The organism is Nonomuraea cypriaca (genome assembly GCF_015645445.1).
GTDB lineage: Bacteria > Actinomycetota > Actinomycetes > Streptosporangiales > Streptosporangiaceae > Nonomuraea > Nonomuraea cypriaca.
Map to the genome: position 1 here is coordinate 20,889 of NZ_JADOGI010000095.1, position 17,598 is coordinate 38,486.

16 protein-coding genes are annotated in these 17,598 nt (G+C 71.6%); 8 read left to right on the forward strand and 8 right to left on the reverse strand.

Features of this window, described 5'->3' with window-relative positions; all coding sequences use genetic code 11:
• The first annotated feature begins 30 nt into the window (after positions 1 to 30).
• Positions 31 to 1,050, forward strand: a complete 1,020-nt coding sequence (add, locus tag ITP53_RS28335) for an adenosine deaminase (protein WP_195898507.1) — start codon at positions 31 to 33, stop codon at positions 1,048 to 1,050.
• Positions 1,051 to 1,134: 84 nt separating this feature from the next.
• On the opposite strand, the gene pgl is transcribed toward add, so the two are convergent.
• From pgl to tkt, 6 genes are all read right to left on the reverse strand, one after another.
• Positions 1,135 to 1,908 carry a 6-phosphogluconolactonase gene (gene pgl, locus ITP53_RS28340; RefSeq protein ID WP_195898508.1) on the reverse strand — a complete coding sequence of 258 codons (774 nt, stop codon included), beginning with the start codon at positions 1,906 to 1,908 and terminating at the stop codon, positions 1,135 to 1,137.
• Between the two features lie 32 nt (positions 1,909 to 1,940).
• A complete protein-coding gene (locus ITP53_RS28345) occupies positions 1,941 to 2,855 on the reverse strand; it encodes a glucose-6-phosphate dehydrogenase assembly protein OpcA (RefSeq protein WP_195898509.1) in 915 nt (304 codons plus the stop codon).
• A 70-nt stretch (positions 2,856 to 2,925) separates the two neighbouring features.
• Positions 2,926 to 4,455: a glucose-6-phosphate dehydrogenase gene (zwf, locus tag ITP53_RS28350; protein WP_195898521.1), complete on the reverse strand. Its 1,530-nt coding sequence runs from the start codon at positions 4,453 to 4,455 to the stop codon at positions 2,926 to 2,928.
• 74 nt (positions 4,456 to 4,529) lie between these two features.
• A complete protein-coding gene (locus tag ITP53_RS28355) occupies positions 4,530 to 6,125 on the reverse strand; it encodes a glucose-6-phosphate isomerase (RefSeq protein ID WP_195898522.1) in 1,596 nt (531 codons plus the stop codon).
• The gene (tal, locus tag ITP53_RS28360) at positions 6,125 to 7,216 is read right to left on the reverse strand and encodes a transaldolase (RefSeq protein WP_195898510.1); all 1,092 of its coding nucleotides are present in this window, start codon (positions 7,214 to 7,216) and stop codon (positions 6,125 to 6,127) included. Before tal ends, ITP53_RS28355 begins: the two co-directional genes overlap by 1 nt.
• A 3-nt stretch (positions 7,217 to 7,219) precedes the next feature.
• Complete coding sequence (tkt, locus tag ITP53_RS28365) at positions 7,220 to 9,328, reverse strand: transketolase (protein WP_195898511.1); 2,109 nt, start codon at positions 9,326 to 9,328, stop codon at positions 7,220 to 7,222.
• Positions 9,329 to 9,586: 258 nt separating this feature from the next.
• Here tkt and ITP53_RS28370 point away from each other — a divergent pair, with 258 nt between their 5' ends.
• Genes ITP53_RS28370 through ITP53_RS28385 form a run of 4 tightly spaced genes read left to right on the forward strand, consistent with a single transcriptional unit; the run spans position 9,587 to position 13,091 of the window.
• The gene (locus ITP53_RS28370; protein ID WP_195898512.1) at positions 9,587 to 10,531 is read left to right on the forward strand and encodes a heme o synthase; all 945 of its coding nucleotides are present in this window, start codon (positions 9,587 to 9,589) and stop codon (positions 10,529 to 10,531) included.
• A 52-nt stretch (positions 10,532 to 10,583) separates the two neighbouring features.
• Entirely contained in the window at positions 10,584 to 10,967 is a 384-nt protein-coding gene (locus ITP53_RS28375; RefSeq protein ID WP_195898513.1) for an ArsR/SmtB family transcription factor, read from the forward strand.
• Entirely contained in the window at positions 10,964 to 11,923 is a 960-nt protein-coding gene (locus ITP53_RS28380) for a cation diffusion facilitator family transporter (protein ID WP_195898514.1), read from the forward strand. The genes ITP53_RS28375 and ITP53_RS28380 overlap by 4 nt, the downstream gene beginning before the upstream one ends.
• Positions 11,910 to 13,091 (forward strand): PrsW family intramembrane metalloprotease, encoded by a 1,182-nt coding sequence (locus ITP53_RS28385; RefSeq protein WP_195898515.1) that lies wholly within the window; start codon positions 11,910 to 11,912, stop codon positions 13,089 to 13,091. Before ITP53_RS28380 ends, ITP53_RS28385 begins: the two co-directional genes overlap by 14 nt.
• Here the strand turns inward: ITP53_RS28385 and ITP53_RS28390 are convergent.
• On the reverse strand, positions 13,076 to 13,774 hold the full coding sequence (locus tag ITP53_RS28390) for a SanA/YdcF family protein (RefSeq protein WP_236051252.1): 699 nt from the start codon (positions 13,772 to 13,774) through the stop codon (positions 13,076 to 13,078). The genes ITP53_RS28385 and ITP53_RS28390 overlap by 16 nt on opposite strands.
• Positions 13,775 to 13,847: 73 nt before the next feature.
• A complete protein-coding gene (locus ITP53_RS28395) occupies positions 13,848 to 14,828 on the reverse strand; it encodes a COX15/CtaA family protein (protein WP_328816025.1) in 981 nt (326 codons plus the stop codon).
• Positions 14,829 to 14,904: 76 nt separating this feature from the next.
• On the opposite strand from ITP53_RS28395, the gene ITP53_RS28400 reads away from it, so the two are divergent.
• The 3 genes from ITP53_RS28400 to ITP53_RS28410 all read left to right on the forward strand — a co-directional run.
• Positions 14,905 to 16,098 (forward strand): NAD(P)/FAD-dependent oxidoreductase, encoded by a 1,194-nt coding sequence (locus tag ITP53_RS28400; protein WP_236051253.1) that lies wholly within the window; start codon positions 14,905 to 14,907, stop codon positions 16,096 to 16,098.
• Positions 16,095 to 16,337: a (2Fe-2S)-binding protein gene (locus tag ITP53_RS28405; protein ID WP_195898517.1), complete on the forward strand. Its 243-nt coding sequence runs from the start codon at positions 16,095 to 16,097 to the stop codon at positions 16,335 to 16,337. Before ITP53_RS28400 ends, ITP53_RS28405 begins: the two co-directional genes overlap by 4 nt.
• Positions 16,334 to 17,598, forward strand: a 1,265-nt coding sequence (locus ITP53_RS28410) for an FAD/NAD(P)-dependent oxidoreductase (protein ID WP_195898518.1), incomplete at its 3' end; no start/stop codon positions are given. The genes ITP53_RS28405 and ITP53_RS28410, both read left to right, overlap by 4 nt.

Here is a 17,598-nt window from a genome sequence, read left to right on the forward strand (position 1 = left end):
CGGCGGATGGCGCTCGTATGGTCGATGTCCATGACCCTCGACACGTTCATCGACGCGCTCCCCAAGGTGGAGTTGCACGTCCACCTGATCGGCTCGGCCTCGGTCGCCACCGTGCTGGAGCTGTCCAGGCGCCACCCCGGCAGCCGGGTCCCCACGGCGGAGGAGGAGCTGCGCCGGTTCTACACCTTCAGCGACTTCCCGCACTTCGCCCGCGTGTACAAGGCCGTCAACGGCCTGGTCACCGAGCCCGAGGACGTCGCCACGCTGGTCCTCGGCCTGGCCCGCGACCTCGCCCCGCAGGGCTGCCGCTACGTGGAGCTGCAGGTCACGCCGTTCGCCCACCACGTCGTCGGCATGCCCATGCGCGAGGTGACCGAGGCCCTGGACCTGGCCGCCCGCCGCTCCCTGACCGAGCACGGGGTGGAGATGGCGTACATCTTCGACATCCCCGGCGAGTACGGCGAGGAGGCCGCGCGGATCACCCTTGAGCACGCCCTCCAGGAACCTCCCGCCGCGCTGGTAGGTTTCGGCATCGGCGGGATCGAGCAGGAGCGGGTGAAATACACGGACGCCTACCGCTCGGCGTTCTCCGCCGCCCGCGCCGCGGGCCTGCACAGTGTTCCGCACGGTGGCGAGATGAGCGGGCCGGAAACGGTGTGGGAGACCATCGAGGGCTACGGCGCCGAGCGTATCGGCCACGGCATCAACTGCCTCCAGGACGACCGGCTGGTGGCGTACCTGCGCGAGACGCAGCTGCCGCTGGACGTCTGCCCCACCTCCAACCTGTGCACGGGCCAGATCGCGAGCATCGAGGAGCACCCGCTGCCCAGGATGCTGGAGGAGGGCCTGTACGTCACGCTCAACAGCGACGACCCGCCCATGTTCGCCACCACCCTGGCAGGGGAGTACCGCGTCGCGGCGAACGTGTTCGGCTTCGGGAGGACGGAGCTGGCCCAGCTGGCCCGCAACGGCGTGCGGGCGTCGTATCTCGGCGAGGACGCCAAGGCGGCGTTGCTCGCCGAGATCGACGACCTCGTCACGCACGGCTGAGCCGCACGACCTCTCGTCACGCGAGATCGAGCCTCACGGACTCGTCAAGCCCGGCTGAAGCCTCTCGTCACGCGAGGCTGAACCTCACGGAGAGGAGAGGCGTCCCAGCTCCGGCGGGATCTTGCCGGCCGCGGCGCGGTCCAGCAGGAACAGCGTCCGCAGCCGCCCCCGGGCGCCCGCGGCGGGCACCTGGACAGGACCCGACTCCGACAGGGCCAGCCGGACCGCGCCCGCCTTCTCCGAGCCCGCCGCCACCACCCACACCTCGCGCGCGGCGTGGATGGCGGGCGGTGTCAGCGAGATGCGGGTGGGCGGCGGCTTCGGCGAGCCGTGCACGGCCACCACGGAGCGGGTGTCGTAGAGCGCGGGCATCCCCGGGAACAGAGAGGCCACGTGCGCGTCCGGGCCCATGCCGAGCAGCATCACGTCGAAGCTCGGCACCGGCCCGTGGTCCTCGGGCCTGGCGGCCGCGCGCAGCTCGGCGGCGTACGACGCGGCGGACTCCTCGGCCGTCATGCCCGAGTCGGGGCCGCGCATGACGTGCACCCGCTCCTGGTCCACGTCCACGTGGTCGAGCAGCGCCTCGCGGGCGCCGGTCTCGTTGCGTTCCTTGTCGCCGGTGGGCACGAACCGCTCGTCACCCCACCAGATGTCCAGGTGCCGCCAGTCGACGGCGTCCCTGGCGGGGGTGGCGGCGATGGCGGCCAGCGTGGCGATGCCGACCGTGCCGCCGGTCAGCACGATCGACGCCGACCCCGTGGCTGACTGCGCGTCGACCAGGCGGGTGATGATCCGCGCCGCCACCGCCTTGGCCAGGACGTCGGCGTCGCGGTGCACGACCACACTCGGAGCACTCACGGTCACCACTTTCTCAGCCATGGTCTCTCTGATCATGCCTTGTAGGTGCGGGCGAACCGCTTGACCGCGGTTTCGTAGATCTCGTCGCTGTCCAGCCTGCGCAGTTCCTCGGCCATCAGCTCCGAGGTGTGCCGCCTGGCCAGGGCCACGTTCCTGTCGGGCTGACCGGGCCGCGACAGCGTCGCCAGGCGGGCGTCGGTTCTGGCGACCGACAGCTCGCCGTCGCCGAGTTGCAGGCGCACGGCCGTCAGGCCCGGCCCCGGCGACTCGGTCACCTTGACGGGCGCGCCGAGCCGCTCGGTGAGCCAGGCGGCCAGCAGCGGCGCGCTCGGGTGCCCGGCGGCGCCCTCCACGACCCCCCTGCGCACCTTGCCCACCCGCTGGTCGAACGCGGCGGCCAGCAGACTGCGCCACGGCGTGATCCTGGCCCAGGCCAGGTCGGTGTCGCCGGGGGAGTAGCCCTTGGCCCTGACCACCAGCGACTTGACGCCGCCGTCGTCGAAGCCCTTGGCGTCGGTGATGCGCCGTTGCGCCAGCGCCCCGATGGCGTCCTTGGAGGGCACGTCCGGGGCCGCGCCCGGCCACCACACCACGACCGGTGTGTCGGGCAGCAGCAGCGGGCTGACCACGGAGTCGGCGTGCTGGGTGAGCTCGCCGTACAGGCGCAGCACCACCACCTCGCCCGGCGTGGACTCGCCGATGCGCAGCTCCGCGTCGAGCCTGATGGCCTCCTCGGGCTCGCGGTTGATCACCACGATGATGCGCGACGGGTGCTCGCGGGCCGCGTCGGTGGCCGCGCGGGTGGCGTCGTACTGGTGGCGCTCCTCGCAGACCACCACCAGCGTCAGCACCATGCCGATGGCCGGCGCGCCCATCTGGTGGCGCAGATGCGTGAACTGCGCCGAGATCTTCCCCGCCGTCGTGTCCGACAGCATAAAGGTGGTCACGAGCCCTCCTCCGTCGGTCTCGCGACCACAGTGGTGCTGTGTTCGATTGTTCCCTCGCTACGCTCGGTCACTAGAGCCTCCTCCACACACGCCCGTCGCGGGCCATCATCGCGTCCGCGGACTCCGGCCCCCACGAACCGGACTCGTAGCCCTCCGGCTGGCCCTGCGTGGCCCAGAACTCCTCGATCGGGTCGAGGATCGTCCACGACAGCTCGACCTCGCGCTGGTGCGGGAAGAGCGGCGGGTCGCCGATCATCACGTCCAGCAGCAGCCGCTCGTACGCCTCGGGAGACGACTCAAGGAACGACTCCCCGTAGGCGAAGTCCATGGAGACGTCACGCACCTCCATCGCCGTGCCCGGCACCTTGGAGCCGAACCGCACCGTGATGCCCTCGTCCGGCTGCACCCGGATCACCAGCGCGTTCTGGCCGAGGATCTCGGTGTCGTCCTTGCTGAACGGCAGGTGCGGCGCCCGCTGGAACACCACCGCCACCTCGGTCACCCGACGCCCCAGGCGCTTGCCCGCGCGCAGGTAGAACGGCACGCCCGCCCACCGGCGGTTGGCGATCTCCAGCTTGACGGCGGCGTACGTCTCGGTGGTCGACTGGGGCGAGATGCCCTCCTCCTGGAGGTAGCCGACGACCTTCTCACCGCCCTGCCAGCCCGCCGAGTATTGCCCGCGCGCCGTGTTGAGCGCCAGGTTGGCCGGCAACCTGACGGCCTTGAGCACCTTCTCCTTCTCCCGCCGCAGCGCGGAGGCGTCGAAGGAGGTCGGGTCCTCCATCGCGACCAGCGCGAGGAGCTGGAGCAGGTGGTTCTGGATCACGTCGCGGGCGGCGCCGATGCCGTCGTAGTAGCCGGCCCGGCCGCCGATGCCGATGTCCTCGGCCATCGTGATCTGCACGTGGTCGACGAAGCCGCGGTTCCAGATCGGCTCGTAGAGGTTGTTGGCGAACCTCAGCGCCATGATGTTCTGGACGGTCTCCTTGCCCAGGTAGTGGTCGATCCTGAAGATCGAGCTCTCCGGGAAGGCCGAGGTGGTGATCTCGTTCAGCTCGTGCGCCGACTTCAGGTCGTGCCCGAACGGCTTCTCGATGACCACCCGGCGCCACGATCCCTGGGGCGCGTCGGCCAGCCCCGTCCGCTTGAGCTGCTCCACCACCACGGGGAAGAACTTGGGCGGTACGGACAGATAGAACGCGTAGTTTCCGCCGGTGCCCCTCGTCTGGTCGATCTCGGCCAACGCCATGGCCAGCGCGTCGAACGCCCCGTCGTCGGAGAACTCGCCCGGTACGAAATGGATGCCTTCGCGAAGTTGCTTCCATACCTCCTCGCGGAAGGGCGTCCTGGCGTGCGCCTTGACGGCGTCGTGCGTGAGCTGGGCGAAATCCTGGTCCTTCCAGTCCCGCCGGGCGAAACCGACCAGGGAGAAGCCGGGCGGCAGCAGCCCCCGGTTGCCCAGGTCGTAAATCGCCGGCAGCAACTTGCGTTTGGCCAGGTCACCCGTCACGCCGAACAGCACCATCACGCACGGTCCCGCCACCCGCGGCAGCCGCTTGTCACGCGGGTCACGCAGCGGGTTGGCGGCCGCCACTTCCATCGAGGTGGAGATGCCCGCGACGGCCGCCGCCACGGTGGCGGCCTCCTCGGCGGGCGCTGCAGGTTCTGTCATCGTCAAACCTCCTGTGCGGCTGCGAGCAGCCGCGCGACTCCAGCCGCGCGGTCGGTCAAGTGCAGGCGTACGGCGGGCCGCCCGCGGGACTCCAGTGCCCGCAGGTCACCGAGCGCCTGGGCGAACTGGAGCCCGCCCAGGGTGAACGGCCGGCCGGGGACCTCGACGTCGTCCGACACCGCCCCGGTGATCTGCAGGAACACTCCGTTCTGGGGCCCGCCCTCGTGGTACTGGCCGGTGGCGTGGCGGAGGCGCGGCCCCCACCCGAACGTCACCGGCCGGTCGGTGCGCAACGCGAGCAGCGCCCGCAGCGTGGCCGGGTCGGCCATCATCCAGGCGTCGGTCATCTGCTCGAAGTCGGCCCCATCGGGCACCGGCGCGTCGAACGCCGCCATCCGGTCCAAATAGGCCATGACTGCAAGGTAACCGCCAGCGGGGATCGCGTACAGCAACTCTGCGAACACTCCCGGTAGGTCTTTGGCCGTGACCGAGCCGTACACCTCGACCGGCCCGTCGACCAGCGCGGGCGCGCCCACCGACGGCTCCTGCAGGGCGGCTGCGGAGTCGGCCTCGGCCACGTCCGGCCGGCCGAACGGGTCCGTCTCCAGTAGCAGCCCGGCGAGCGCGGTGGCGTATTCCCAGATGAGGAACTGTGCGCCCAGCGGCCCGTCCACGCGTACGTCGCCGACGTCGGACTCGATCGCGACGACCAGTTCGTCCTTCGCCCGGTTGGGGTCGGCGCCCACGACCGGCAGGATCCCCCTGCCCTGCTTGCCGGTGGACTCCCCGACGAGCGCCTCGATCCAGTCGGGCAGCCCGGCGATGGCCGAGAGCTGGTCTTCGAGCAGCAGCTTGTCCCTGCCGGCCAGCGCCGCGCCGCCGATCGCCGCCCCGAGGTCGAGCCCCGGGTTGCCGGTGTCACGCGACAGCAGCGGCAGGACCTCCGCGGCGTCGTCGAGCAACCGCGCCACGTCCGCCCCGGCCAGCGCGGCGGGCACCAGCGCGTACGCCGACAGCGCCGCGTAGCCGCCCTCAGCGCCGGGCTGGGCGTGGACCAGGTGGTGGCCGCCCTCGGTGGCCCGGTCCGCCAGGAGCGAGCCGGGCTCGGTGACGACCACGATGCGCGGCGCGACGCCGGACTCGGCGAAGAGGCGCTCGTAGATCCGCAGGTGGCAGTCGGTCTCCACGGTGGAGCCGCGCTCGCCCGCCACGACCACGACGGTGGATTCGAGCGGTTCGGCCAGCGCGCGCCGCACCTGCCCGGGATCGGTCGTGTCGAGCACGGTGAGCGGCACGTCGGCGGTCGCGCAGATCACCTCCGCGGCGAGCGACGAGCCGCCCATCCCGGCCAGGACCACGTTCGTCACGCCCTGGTCGCGGGCTCGCCCGGCGAGCTCGCCCAGCTCGGGCAGCAGCTCGCGCGAGGCGTGCGGCAGCCGCAGCCAGCCGAGGCTGACCGCGGCCACCGCTTCGGCGTCCTCACCCCACAGCGTGGGGTCGCCGCCGGCGAGCCGCGCGGGCACGCCGTCGGCGACGAGGCGCCCCGCGACGGAGGCGGCGGCCGAGGCCACCCCCTCGTCGCGGTAAGAGACCTCCATCACACAACCAGGTTCTTCGTGACGCTCTCGAGCAGCTCGAGCCAGGACGCCTCGAACTTCTGCACGCCCTCCTCCTCCAGCACCTTCACCACGTCGTCGTAGTCGACGCCGGCGTCCTTGAGCGCGGCCATGGTGTTCCAGGCCTGCTCGTAGAACGGCCGCACGGTGTCGCCGGTGATGTTGGCGTGGTCGGCGGTGGAGTCGAGCGTCTTCTCCGGCATCGTGTTGACGGTGCCGGGCGCGACGAGCTGGTCGACGTAGAGGGTGTCGGAGTATTCCGGGTTCTTCACGCCGGTCGAGGCCCACAGCGGGCGCTGCGGGCGGGCGCCCGCGGCGCGCAGGCGCTGCCAGCGCTCGGAGTTCATCACTTCCTCGTACGCCGCGTACGCCAGGCGCGCGTTGGCCACGCCCGCCTTGCCCTTGAGCTCCGGCTTGCCCAGCTTGTCCAGCCGCTTGTCGATCTCGGTGTCGACCCGGCTGACGAAGAACGAGGCCACCGACTCGATCGTGGCCAGGTTGAGGCCCTTGGCCTGCGCGGCCTCCAGCCCGGCGAGCCAGGCGTCCATGACCCCGCGGTAACGCCCGAGCGAGAAGATCAGCGTGACGTTGACGCTGATGCCCTCGGAGATGGCCTGCGTGATCGCCGGCAGGCCCTCAAGCGTGGCCGGGATCTTGATGAACAGGTTGGGCCGGTCGACCAGCCACCACAGCGCGCGGGCCTCGGCCACGGTCTTGTCGCTCTCGTGGGCCAGCCGCGGGTCCACCTCCAGCGACACGCGGCCGTCCACGCCGCCGGTGGCGTCGTAGACCGGGCGCAGCACGTCGGCGGCCCAGCGGATGTCATAGGTGGTGATGGCGCGGACCGCCTCGCCGACCTCCACGCCGCGCACGGCCAGGTCGTGCAGCTGCACGTCGTAGGCGTCGCCCTTGCTGAGCGCGCCGGCGAAGATCGTCGGGTTGGACGTCACCCCGACGACGTTCTTCTCGCGGATCAGCCGCTCCAGGTCGCCGCTGCGCAGCCGCTCCCTGCTGATGTCGTCGAGCCAGATGGCCACGCCCTGGCCGGACAGCTTGTTGAGGATCTCACTCATCGTTCAGTTTCCCGTCGTCTCGCCCTTGTCCTGGCCCAGCTTGGCCAGGCTCGCCTTGGCCGCCGCCGCCACGCGGTCCGCCGTCAGCCCGAACTGCTCGTACAACGTTCTGTACGGTGCCGAGGCGCCGAAGTGGTCGAGGCCGACCACTTCACCGCACTCGCCGACGAACTCGTGCCAGCCGAGCGCGATGCCCGCCTCGACGGCGACCCGAGCCCGGATGGACGACGGCAGGACCGTCTGCCGATATGCGATGTCCTGCCCCTTGAACCACTCGACACACGGCATCGACACCACCCGCGTCGGGATGCCCTGCGCCTCCAGCAATTCGCGCCCGTCCACCGCGATCTGGACCTCGCTGCCGGTGGCGATGAGGATGACCCGCGGCTGGCCGTCGGAAGCCTCGCGCAGCACGTAGCCGCCGCGGGCCACTCCGTCGGCGCTGGTGCCCTCGTAGACCGGGAGGTTCTGCCTGGTCAGCGCCAGGGCGGCGGGCCGGTCGGTGTGCTCAAGCACGGCCTTCCACGCGTACGCCGTCTCGTTGGCGTCGCCGGGGCGGACCACGTCGAGGCCGGGGATCGCGCGCAGCGCCCACAGGTGCTCGATCGGCTGGTGGGTCGGGCCGTCCTCGCCCAGGCCGATGGAGTCGTGCGTCCACACGTACGTGACGGGCAGCTTCATCAGCGCCGCCAGGCGCACCGACGGGCGCATGTAGTCGGAGAAGACCAGGAACGTGCCGCCGTACGGGCGGGTGCCGCCGTGCAGCGCGATGCCGTTGAGAATGGCGCCCATGGCGTGCTCGCGGATGCCGAAGTGCAGCGTGCGGCCGTAGCGGTTACCGGGGAAGTCCTTGGTCTGGTATTCCTCGGGGATGAAGGACGGCTCGCCCTTCATCGTGGTGTTGTTGGACTCGGCCAGGTCGGCCGAGCCGCCCCACAGCTCGGGCAGCACCGGCGCCAGCGCGCTCAGCACCTCGCCGGAGGCCTTGCGGGTGGCGATCGACGTGCCGGTCTCGAACGACGGCAGCGACTTGGCCCAGCCGTTGGGCGGCACCCGCCGGGAGATGCGGTCGAACTCGGCCGCGCGCTCGGCGTTGGCCAGCCGCCATTCGGCGTAGCCCTTCTCCCACTCCGCGTGCTCGGTGCGGCCGCGCTGTGCCACGCTGCGGGCGTGTTCCAGCACCGCGGCGGGCACGTCGAAGCTCTTGGCCGGGTCCATGCCGAGGATCTCCTTGGTGGCGGCGATCTCCGCCTCACCCAGGGCCGAGCCGTGGATCTTGCCGGTGTTCTGCTTGTTGGGCGCGGGCCAGCCGATGATGGTGCGCAGCCGGATGAACGACGGGCGGCCGGTCTCCGCCTTGGCCGCCTGGAGCGCGTCGAAGAGCGCCTGGACGTCCTCGGCGTAGTCGCCGTTCGCGGTCCAGTCGACGCTCTCGGTGTGCCAGCCGTAGGCCTCGTAGCGGGCGACCACGTCCTCCGACTTGGCGATCTGCGTGTCGTCCTCGATGGAGATGTGATTGTCGTCGTAGAGGACGATGAGGTTGCCCAGCTTCTGGTGGCCGGCCAGCGAGCTGGCCTCGTGGCTGATGCCCTCCTCGATGTCGCCGTCGCTGACGAAGCACCAGATGTGGTGGTCGAGCGGCGAGGAGCCGGGCTCGGCGTCCGGGTCGAACAGGCCGCGCTCGCGGCGGGCCGCCATCGCCATGCCGACCGCGTTGCCCAGGCCCTGGCCGAGCGGTCCCGTGGTGGTCTCGACGCCCGCGGTGTGGCCGTGCTCGGGATGGCCTGGCGTGAGGCTGTCCCACTGGCGCAGCCGCCTGAGGTCGTCGAGCGTCAGGCCGTAACCGGACAGGTAGAGCTGGATGTAAAGCGTGAGGCTGGTGTGGCCGCACGACAGCACGAACCGGTCGCGCCCGAGCCAGTTGGGGTCGGTCGGATCGTGGCGCAGCACTCGCTGGAACAGCAAGTATGCGGCGGGGGCCAGACTCATGGCGGTGCCGGGATGCCCCGAGCCCGCCTTCTCCACTGCGTCCATCGCCAGGGCTCGAACGACGTCGACCGCCTGCTTGTCCAGGTCGGTCCATTCGAGGGCTGGCACGAGTTCGGTGCTCAAGTGCTCGATCTCCGGAATCTAGTTGTCATTGGTCATGCCTGTCGGCTATCCCGCCCACACGGGACCTTAACTGAGCGGACGTGGCGTCGATTCCCCTTCCGCCCCACGCCCGTCCATGAACGGCGCAAGCCCCCCATTGGCCGGACCGGCCGCCCCTGCGACTACAGTTTGTTTGTTCACAGGGGCGTCACGGCGCCCACCCCATGGATCCGCTCTTATCAGAGGTTACGCGTTGACCCCGGACAGGCTGGAAGCGCCTTGACAGTGCTGACCAACAGGCAGGCGACGGCCCCGTCACCGCAGGTGAGGGAGCCGCGCTCGATCAGCATGATCGTGAAGGCCTACATCGCGCTCACCAAGCCGCGGATCATCGAGCTGCTGCTGATCACGACGCTGCCGGTGATGTTCCTCGCGGCAGGCGGCCTGCCGCCGCTGTGGACGTCCGTCTCTGTCATGGTGTTCGGCACCCTATCGGCGGGCAGCGCCAACGCGCTCAACTGCTACGTGGATCGCGACATCGACCAGAAGATGCGCCGCACCCGCCGCCGGCCGCTGGCCAGACATCAGGTGTCGCCGCGCGGCGCGCTGATCTTCGGCATCGTGCTCGGGGTCCTGTCCACCGCCGGCCTGTGGGTCACCACCAACGGGCTGGCCGCGCTGCTGTCGACCGCGGCGATCCTGTTCTACGTGCTGGTCTACTCGATGATCCTGAAGCGGCGCACCGCCCAGAACATCGTGTGGGGTGGCATCGCGGGCTGCATGCCGGTGATGATCGGCTGGGCCGGCATCACCGAGCGGCTCGACTGGGCGCCGCTGGTGCTGTTCGGCGTGGTGTTCTTCTGGACGCCGCCGCACACCTGGACGCTGGCCATGCGCTACAAGGAGGACTACGCGGCGGCCAAGGTGCCGATGCTGCCCGTGGTGGCCACCGAGCGCCGGGTGATCCTGGAGTCCATCGCCTACACCTGGGCCACCGTGCTGTGCTCGCTGGCGCTGTGGCCGGTCGCGGGCACCACGCTGTTCTACCCGGTGGTGGCCGCCGCGCTGGGCGTCATGTGCCTGTGGGAGGTGCACCGCCTGCTGGGCCGGCTCAACGCCGGCAAGACCGGGGTCGACCTGCGGCCCATGCGCTTCTTCCACTGGTCCAACGCCTACCTGGCGCTGCTCTTCCTCGCCGTCGCCATCGACCCGCTGCTCGCCTGATCTTTCGTTCCTGGCATTGCGGCGGGTCTCCCGCCGTTCTTATACTGAACACATGAATAGGTCTTCAGGTGTTGTCGCGGGACTGGACGGCTGCGTGGTGCAGGAGCCCGACGCGGCCAGGGTCGCGGCCACCCGGGACCGGCTCGTGACCTCGGAGGAGGCCACGCGGCTCGCCGAGTTGTTCCGCCTGCTCGGCGACCCGACCAGGGCCCGGCTGCTGTACGCGTTGCTGGAGGCGGGTGAGCTGTGCGTGTGCGACCTGTCCGACGCGGTCGAGGTGACCGACACGGCCGTCTCCCACGCGCTGCGCCTGCTGCGCACGGCGGGCATCGTGGCCAGCCGCCGGGCGGGGCGGATGATCTACTACCGGCTGGCCGACGCCCACGTCCGCATGCTGCTCGACCTGAGCCGCGAGCACCTGAGGGAGGACGAATGAGTGCAGGCCGCGGTCACGGGCACGGTCATGTCTTGCGCGCGGACGCCGACAAGCGCTACCTGATCGGGGCGCTGGCCCTGATCCTCGGCTACATGGCGGTCGAGGTGATCGCCGGTGTGGTCGCCAACTCGATCGCGCTGATCTCCGACGCCGCCCACATGCTGACCGACGCGACCGCCATCGCGCTGGCCCTGATCGCGATGCGCATCGCCGCCCGGCCGGCGCGGGGGGCGTACACGTTCGGGTGGAAGCGGGCCGAGATCCTGTCCGCGCAGATCAACGGCGTGACGTTGCTGCTGCTGGTGGCGTACTTCGTCTATGAGAGCGTGCACAGGCTCATTGAGCCGCCGGACGTGTCCGGGCCCGTCGTGGTGGTCACGGCCGTGGCCGGCATCGGCGTCAACGCGCTGGCCGCCTGGCTGCTGTCCAGGGCCGACCGGCGCAGCCTCAACGTCGAGGGCGCCTTCCAGCACGTGCTCAACGACATGTACGCCTTCATCGCCACGGCGCTCGCCGGCGCCGTGGTGTGGCTGACCGGCTTCCGCCAGGCGGACGCGATCGCCGCGCTCGTGGTGGCCGCGCTCATGCTCAAGGCCGGCTGGGGCCTGCTGCGCGACTCCGGCCGGGTGCTGCTCCAGGCGGCGCCGAGCGGTCTCCACCCCGACGAGATCGGCGCCGTCCTGGCCGCGGATCCGGACGTGGAGGAGGTGCACGACCTCCATGTCTGGACGGTGACGAGTGGCTATCCCACCCTGTCGGCTCACGTGATCGTGGCGGACGGCGCCGACTGCCACCAGGTACGCACCCGCCTCGCGGACCTGCTGCACGAACGGTTCGAGATCGGCCACACCACGCTCCAGGTGGACCACGGCATCCCCGGACTAGATCCGCACTGCGTGGACCCCCACGGACCCCGGCACTCTGATCCGTTAAAGTCACCCTATGGGGACCCGTGATCCACGCTGGGTGTTGAAGGACCGCCCATCGTTCGCGTTGATCATCGGGCTGGTCCTCACCGGCATCTGCGCTCTGGTCTCGTTCTCCTTCGACGTGTTCAACGGCGCGCCGGTGCAGTTCTTCATCGCGCTCATGCTGGCGTCGGCGCCGGTGCCGATGCTGCTGGCGGCGGTGCTGGCGCTCGATCGGATGGAGCCGGAGCCGCGCAGCAACCTGATCTTCGCCTTCGCGTGGGGCGCGGGCGTCGCGGTGCTGGTCGCCGGCCTGATCAACTCGCTCAACCTGCACTACATCATCGACACCGCACGGTTGTCGGAGGCCAGCGCCCGCAACATCGCGGCCACGTTCGGCGCCCCCGTGGTGGAGGAGACGATGAAGGGCCTGGTGCTGCTCGGCATGCTCAGGTTCCGCAGGGCCGAGCTGGACGGGCCGACCGACGGCATCATCTACGCCAGCATGGTCGGCCTCGGCTTCGCCATGAGCGAGAACGTCAGCTACTACATCGCCGCGCTGTCCGGCTCCGGCGTCAAGGGGCTGGCGGTCACCGTGGTGCTGCGCGGCATCCTGTCGCCGCTGGCGCACCCGCTGTTCAGCTCGATGATCGGGGTCGGGGTCGCCTACGCGGCCCAGCGCGGCGGCTCCGACCGCGTCTTCTACATCCTGGCCGGTTGGTCGGGCGCCATGATCCTGCACGGCCTGTGGAACGGCCTGGCCTCCTACGGCGGCTTCCCCGGGCTCGTCGTGGCCTACCTGGCGCTGCTGGTGGTGCTGGTCGTGCTCGTCGGCGTGGTGTTCAGGGACCGGCGGCGCATCGTGGCGCTCATCCAGCGCTACCTGCCGCCGTACGAGCCGACCAAGCTGGTCAGCGAGGCCGACATCCACATGTTGTCGGCGTTCGCCAGGCGCCGCCAGGCCAGGCAGTGGGCCAGGCTGCACGGCGGCAAGCGGGGGCTGCGCGCGATGCGCGACTACCAGCTGGCCGCCACCGAGCTGGGCCTGCTGCACGAGCGGGCGGCCCGCCACATGGTGGACGAGCAGGCCTTCCACCAGGAGCAGCGGGCCCTGCTGGAGTGCATGAGCACCGCGCGGGCCGACTTCCCCGGACCCTGGGTGCACGCCAGGCCGGTCACCAGGGGCAGCCCACCGCCCGGCTACGCCGCCGGCTGACCCAGGACGCGGGTGAGCGAGACCTCGCGCGGCCCCGGGTAGACCGGGTCGGAGCGCAGGATCACCGAGTCGGCGAACGCCTTGGCGGCGGCGAACAGCTCCCGGGCGGCGTACACGTAGGTGGTCGACGGCAGCCGCCTGGAGGAGTCGTCACCCACCCCGAACGTCGCGAGGCCCGCCGTCCGGCACAGCGTCACGGCCCTGGGCAGGTGGAACTCCTGCGTCACCACGGTCACCTGCGTGGCCCCGAACACCTCGCGCGCCCGCACGCAGGAGTCCCACGTGTCGAACCCGGCGTAGTCGAGCACCATCACCGCGTCGGGCACGCCCTTGCCGCGCAGGTAGTCGCGCATGGCCGTGGGCTCGTCGTAGTCCTCGCGGCTGTTGTCGCCGGACAGCAGCAGCGCCCGGACCTTGCCCGCGTGGTAGAGGCCGGCGGCGATGTCGAGCCGTCCGGCCAGCATCGCCGTGGGCTGGGTGCCGTACAGGCCCGCGCCGAGCACCAGCGCGGCCTGCGCCGGTGGCACGCGCCCCAGCCAGCCCGCGCCGCCGGCCGTCACCCGGTGCCCCGAGCTGCCGAGCCAGGCCCAGGTCATGGGGGCCAGGGCGAGCACGCTGAGCAGCACCAGACCCTGGTACGCCCGGCGCAGGGCCTTCCGCGAGAGCCGGACTTTTCCCAGCAAATCGCACCCTTCCAGCGGTGGGGAGTGGCGAACCTAACACCCCATACCTTGACATATCCGGGGGCATATCCGGTCAGACGGCCGCGGGTGCCTCGGTGGGGGAGGGGGCGGGCACCTGGGCCCGGGTGCGCAGCGAGGTGACCACTCTGAGCGCCGCGATCCACACCAGCGTCGAGCCGAGGACGTGCAGCAGGACCAGCGCGGCGGGCACGGCGAGGAAGTACTGGGTGTAGCCGATCACGCCCTGGGCCAGCTCCACCCCGAGCAGCGCCAGCGCCGCCCGCCTGGCGGCCCTGGGCGAGGAGTTGGTCACGTGCAGAGCGAACAGCAGCGCGAACGTCAGCCCCACCACGACGTAGACGAGGTCGGCGTGCAGTCGCGCCACGGCCTCGATGTCGAGGTCGAAGCGCGAGGCCCGCTCGTCGCCCGAGTGCGGGCCCGTGCCGCTCACCCCCACCCCGACCACCAGCAGCGCGAACACCGACGCGAGCAGCACGTGGCCGAGCCTGCGGATGTCGCGGTGCGTCACCCGCCGGGCGGGGCCGTCGCCCTCGCCGGAGCGGGCGTAGAGCGCCCAGCAGGCGGCGATCAGGCCGATGGAGATCAGGAAGTGCATGCCGACGGTGAACGGGTTGAGCATCGTGTTGACCACCAGCCCGCCCCACAGGGCCTGGGCCAGGATGCCCGCCGGCTGCAGCCATGCCAGCCGCACCAGGGAGGTCCTGCGCGGCGCCATCCGCATCGCGGCGAGCACGCACGCGACCCCCACGGCCAGCACGAGGAACGTCAGCAACCGGTTGCCGAACTCGACCAGCATGTTGAGCATCGAGGTCTCGGGGTGCGCGACCGGGATGAAGCTGTCGGGCGTGCATCTCGGCCAGGTCGGGCAGCCGAGCCCCGAGCCGGTGACGCGCACCCCCGCGCCGGTCACCGCGATGCCCGCGTTGACCACCACGGACGCCAGCGCCCAGCCCCGCATCGACTTCCGCGTGGGCGCCCAGAAGGAGAACAGGGCGCGCACGAGAGGGTGGGGATGGGCCGTGGGTAGCTTCACGTCATCGATGGTATTGGCCGGGCCGGTCGGTTCCGCCATCGGGAATGGGGCTTCTCAAGGCGCCAAGGTATGTGACATGTTACTGATGGAGGTGGTGATGTCCGACGTGATCGTGGTCGGCGCCGGAGTGGTGGGGGCGGCCTGCGCCTACTACGCCGCGCGGGCGGGACTCGACGTGACCGTGGTCGACAGCGGATCCGTGGCGGGCGGCACGACGGGCTCGGGCGAGGGCAACATCCTGGTCTCCGACAAGGAGCCGGGGCCCGAGCTGGACCTGGCGGTGCTGTCCAACCGGCTGTGGCGCTCGCTGGCCGAGCACGCGGGCGATGGGGGCCGCGGGGGGTTCGAGTTCGAGGCCAAGGGCGGGCTGGTCGTCGCCGAGACCGGCGAGGTCCGGCGGCTGCTCACCGAGTTGGCCGCCAAGCAGGACGTCGAGCACGTTCAGGTGCCCCCCGAGTCGCTGCGCGACTACGAGCCGCACCTGGCCGGCGACCTGGCCGGTGGCGTGTTCTACCCGCAGGACGCCCAGGTGCAGCCCATGCTGGCAGCCGCGACCCTGCTCAGGCGCGGCGCGGAGAGCTTCGGTGAGGGCACGCTGCGGCTGCGCCTGGGGGCCGCGGTGACCGGGTTCACCCGCTCGGGCGACCGGGTGACGGGCGTACGCACCTCGCAAGGCGACGTACGCGCCGGCGCGGTGATCAACGCGGCGGGCACCTGGGGCGGCGAGGTGGCCGCGCTGGCCGGTGTGGACCTGCCGATCCTGCCCAGGCGCGGGTTCATCCTCGTCACCGAGCCGCTGCTCCGGCCGCTGATCCGGCACAAGGTCTACACCGCCGCCTACGTGACGAACGTGGCCAGCGACTCGGCCGGGCTCGAGACCTCCGCCGTCATCGAGGGCACCCAGGCAGGGACCGTGCTCATCGGGGCCAGCAGGGAACGGGTCGGGTTCGACCGGACGACGTCGGTGCCCGTGCTCGCCCGGCTGGCAGATCAGGCGGTCGCGCTGTTCCCCGCGCTGCGGGACGTGCGGGTCATCAGGTCCTACTGCGGGTTCCGGCCGTACTGTCCCGACCATCTGCCCGTCATCGGCGCCGATCCGCGCGTGCCCGGCCTGTACCACGCGTGCGGGCACGAGGGCGCGGGGATCGGGCTCGCCCCGGCCACCGGCCACCTGCTCGCGCAGGTGCTCACCGGCGAGCGGCCCGACCTGGACCTGCGTCCCTTCCGCCCGGACCGCTTCCCCTACGGCCAGTCTGAGGAGGCCTCTTGACCTTCCACATCACCGTCGACGGCCGGCCCGTGCCGGTCGTGCCCGGTCAGACGATCGGCGCGGCGCTGCACGCGGCCGGGGTGCGGTCGTGGCGCACCACCCGGTTCGGCGGGCGGCCCAGGGGGCTGTTCTGCGGGATCGGGGTCTGCTTCGACTGCCTGATCTCCGTCAACGGGGGCCCGCAGGAACGCGCCTGCCTCCTGGAGGCCGCTCCCGGGGACGAGGTGACGACCTCATGACGTACGACCTCGTGGTGATCGGCGGCGGGCCCGCCGGGGTGGCGGGCGCGCTCACGGCGGCGCTGGCCGGTCTGCGGGTGGCGCTCGCGGACTCCGGTGCCAGGCTCGGCGGCCAGTACTTCCGCCATCCCCCCGAGCCCGGCCGGTCACCCGCTCTGCGGCGGTTCCTGCGGCAGGCGCGGGCCCTGGAGGAGCGGGCCGAGGTGCTGACGCGCCACCAGGTGTGGAACGTCGCCCGCGAGCCGGACGGCGACCTGCTCGTGCACTGCCAGAAGGACGGGCGCCCCGTCACGCTGCGGGCCAGGCGGTTGCTGATCGCCACCGGCGCGTACGACAGGCCGCTGCCGTTCCCCGGCTGGGACCTGCCCGGTGTGCTCACGGCGGGCGGCGCGCAGGCGCTGCTCAAGGGCGGCGGCGTCGTGGCGGGCCGGCGGATCGTCGTCTCGGGCACCGGGCCTTTCCTGCTCCCGGTGGCCTCAGGGCTGGCGTCGGCCGGGGCGCGGGTGGCCGGCGTGTACGAGGCCAACGGCGGCCTCGGCCTGGCCAGGCACCCGTTCCTGGCCCTGGGCAAGGCCGGCGAGGCCGCCGGGTACGCGGCAGCACTGGCCGGGCACCGGGTGCCGTACCTGACCCGCCAGGCGGTCGTCGCGGCGCACGGCGACCGCGAGGTGGAGGCCGTCACCGTGGCCCGCCTCGACCACGACTGGAACGTTCTCGCCACCCGCGTCGTCGCGTGCGACGTCCTGGCCGTCGGCTACGGGTTCGTGCCGCAGATCGAGCTCGGGACGCAGCTCGGCTGCGAGACCCGGCGCGACGTGGACGGCAGCCCCGTGCTGACCGTCGACGCCGCCCAGCGCACCAGCGTGCCCGGCGTCTGGGCCGCGGGCGAGCCCACCGGCGTGGGCGGGTGGCGGCTGTCCGAGCTGGAGGGCCGCATCGCCGGCCACGCCATCGCGGCCGACCCTGGCGGGGTCGCGGGCCCGCTCCTGCGGCGCCGGGCACGCTGGAGGGCGTTCGGCGAGGCGTTGCAGCGGGCGTACCCCGTCAAAGCCGGCTGGCAGGGGTGGCTGCGCGACGACACGATCGTGTGCCGGTGCGAGGAGGTGCCGCTGGCCCGCGTACGCGAGGCGCAGGACCTCGGCGCCACCGACGCCCGCTCCATCAAACTCCTGGCCAGGCCCGGCATGGGCTGGTGCCAGGGCCGCGTCTGCGGCTACGCCGTCTCCTGTCTGGCCGGCGAGCCGCCCGCCCCGCCCCGCCG

Excerpts from the sequence above, each read along its gene's own strand:
- ITP53_RS28400 (WP_236051253.1), top strand. The coding sequence starts at position 14,905 with ATGTTACTGATGGAGGTGGTGATGTCCGACGTGATCGTGGTCGGCGCC.
- ITP53_RS28380 (WP_195898514.1), top strand. The coding sequence starts at position 10,964 with ATGAGTGCAGGCCGCGGTCACGGGCACGGTCATGTCTTGCGCGCGGAC.
- zwf (WP_195898521.1), bottom strand. The coding sequence starts at position 4,455 with ATGGAAGTGGCGGCCGCCAACCCGCTGCGTGACCCGCGTGACAAGCGG.
- ITP53_RS28355 (WP_195898522.1), bottom strand. The coding sequence starts at position 6,125 with ATGGAGGTCTCTTACCGCGACGAGGGGGTGGCCTCGGCCGCCGCCTCC.
- ITP53_RS28375 (WP_195898513.1), top strand. The coding sequence starts at position 10,584 with ATGAATAGGTCTTCAGGTGTTGTCGCGGGACTGGACGGCTGCGTGGTG.
- ITP53_RS28385 (WP_195898515.1), top strand. The coding sequence starts at position 11,910 with ATGGGGACCCGTGATCCACGCTGGGTGTTGAAGGACCGCCCATCGTTC.
- tal (WP_195898510.1), bottom strand. The coding sequence starts at position 7,216 with ATGAGTGAGATCCTCAACAAGCTGTCCGGCCAGGGCGTGGCCATCTGG.
- add (WP_195898507.1), top strand. The coding sequence starts at position 31 with ATGACCCTCGACACGTTCATCGACGCGCTCCCCAAGGTGGAGTTGCAC.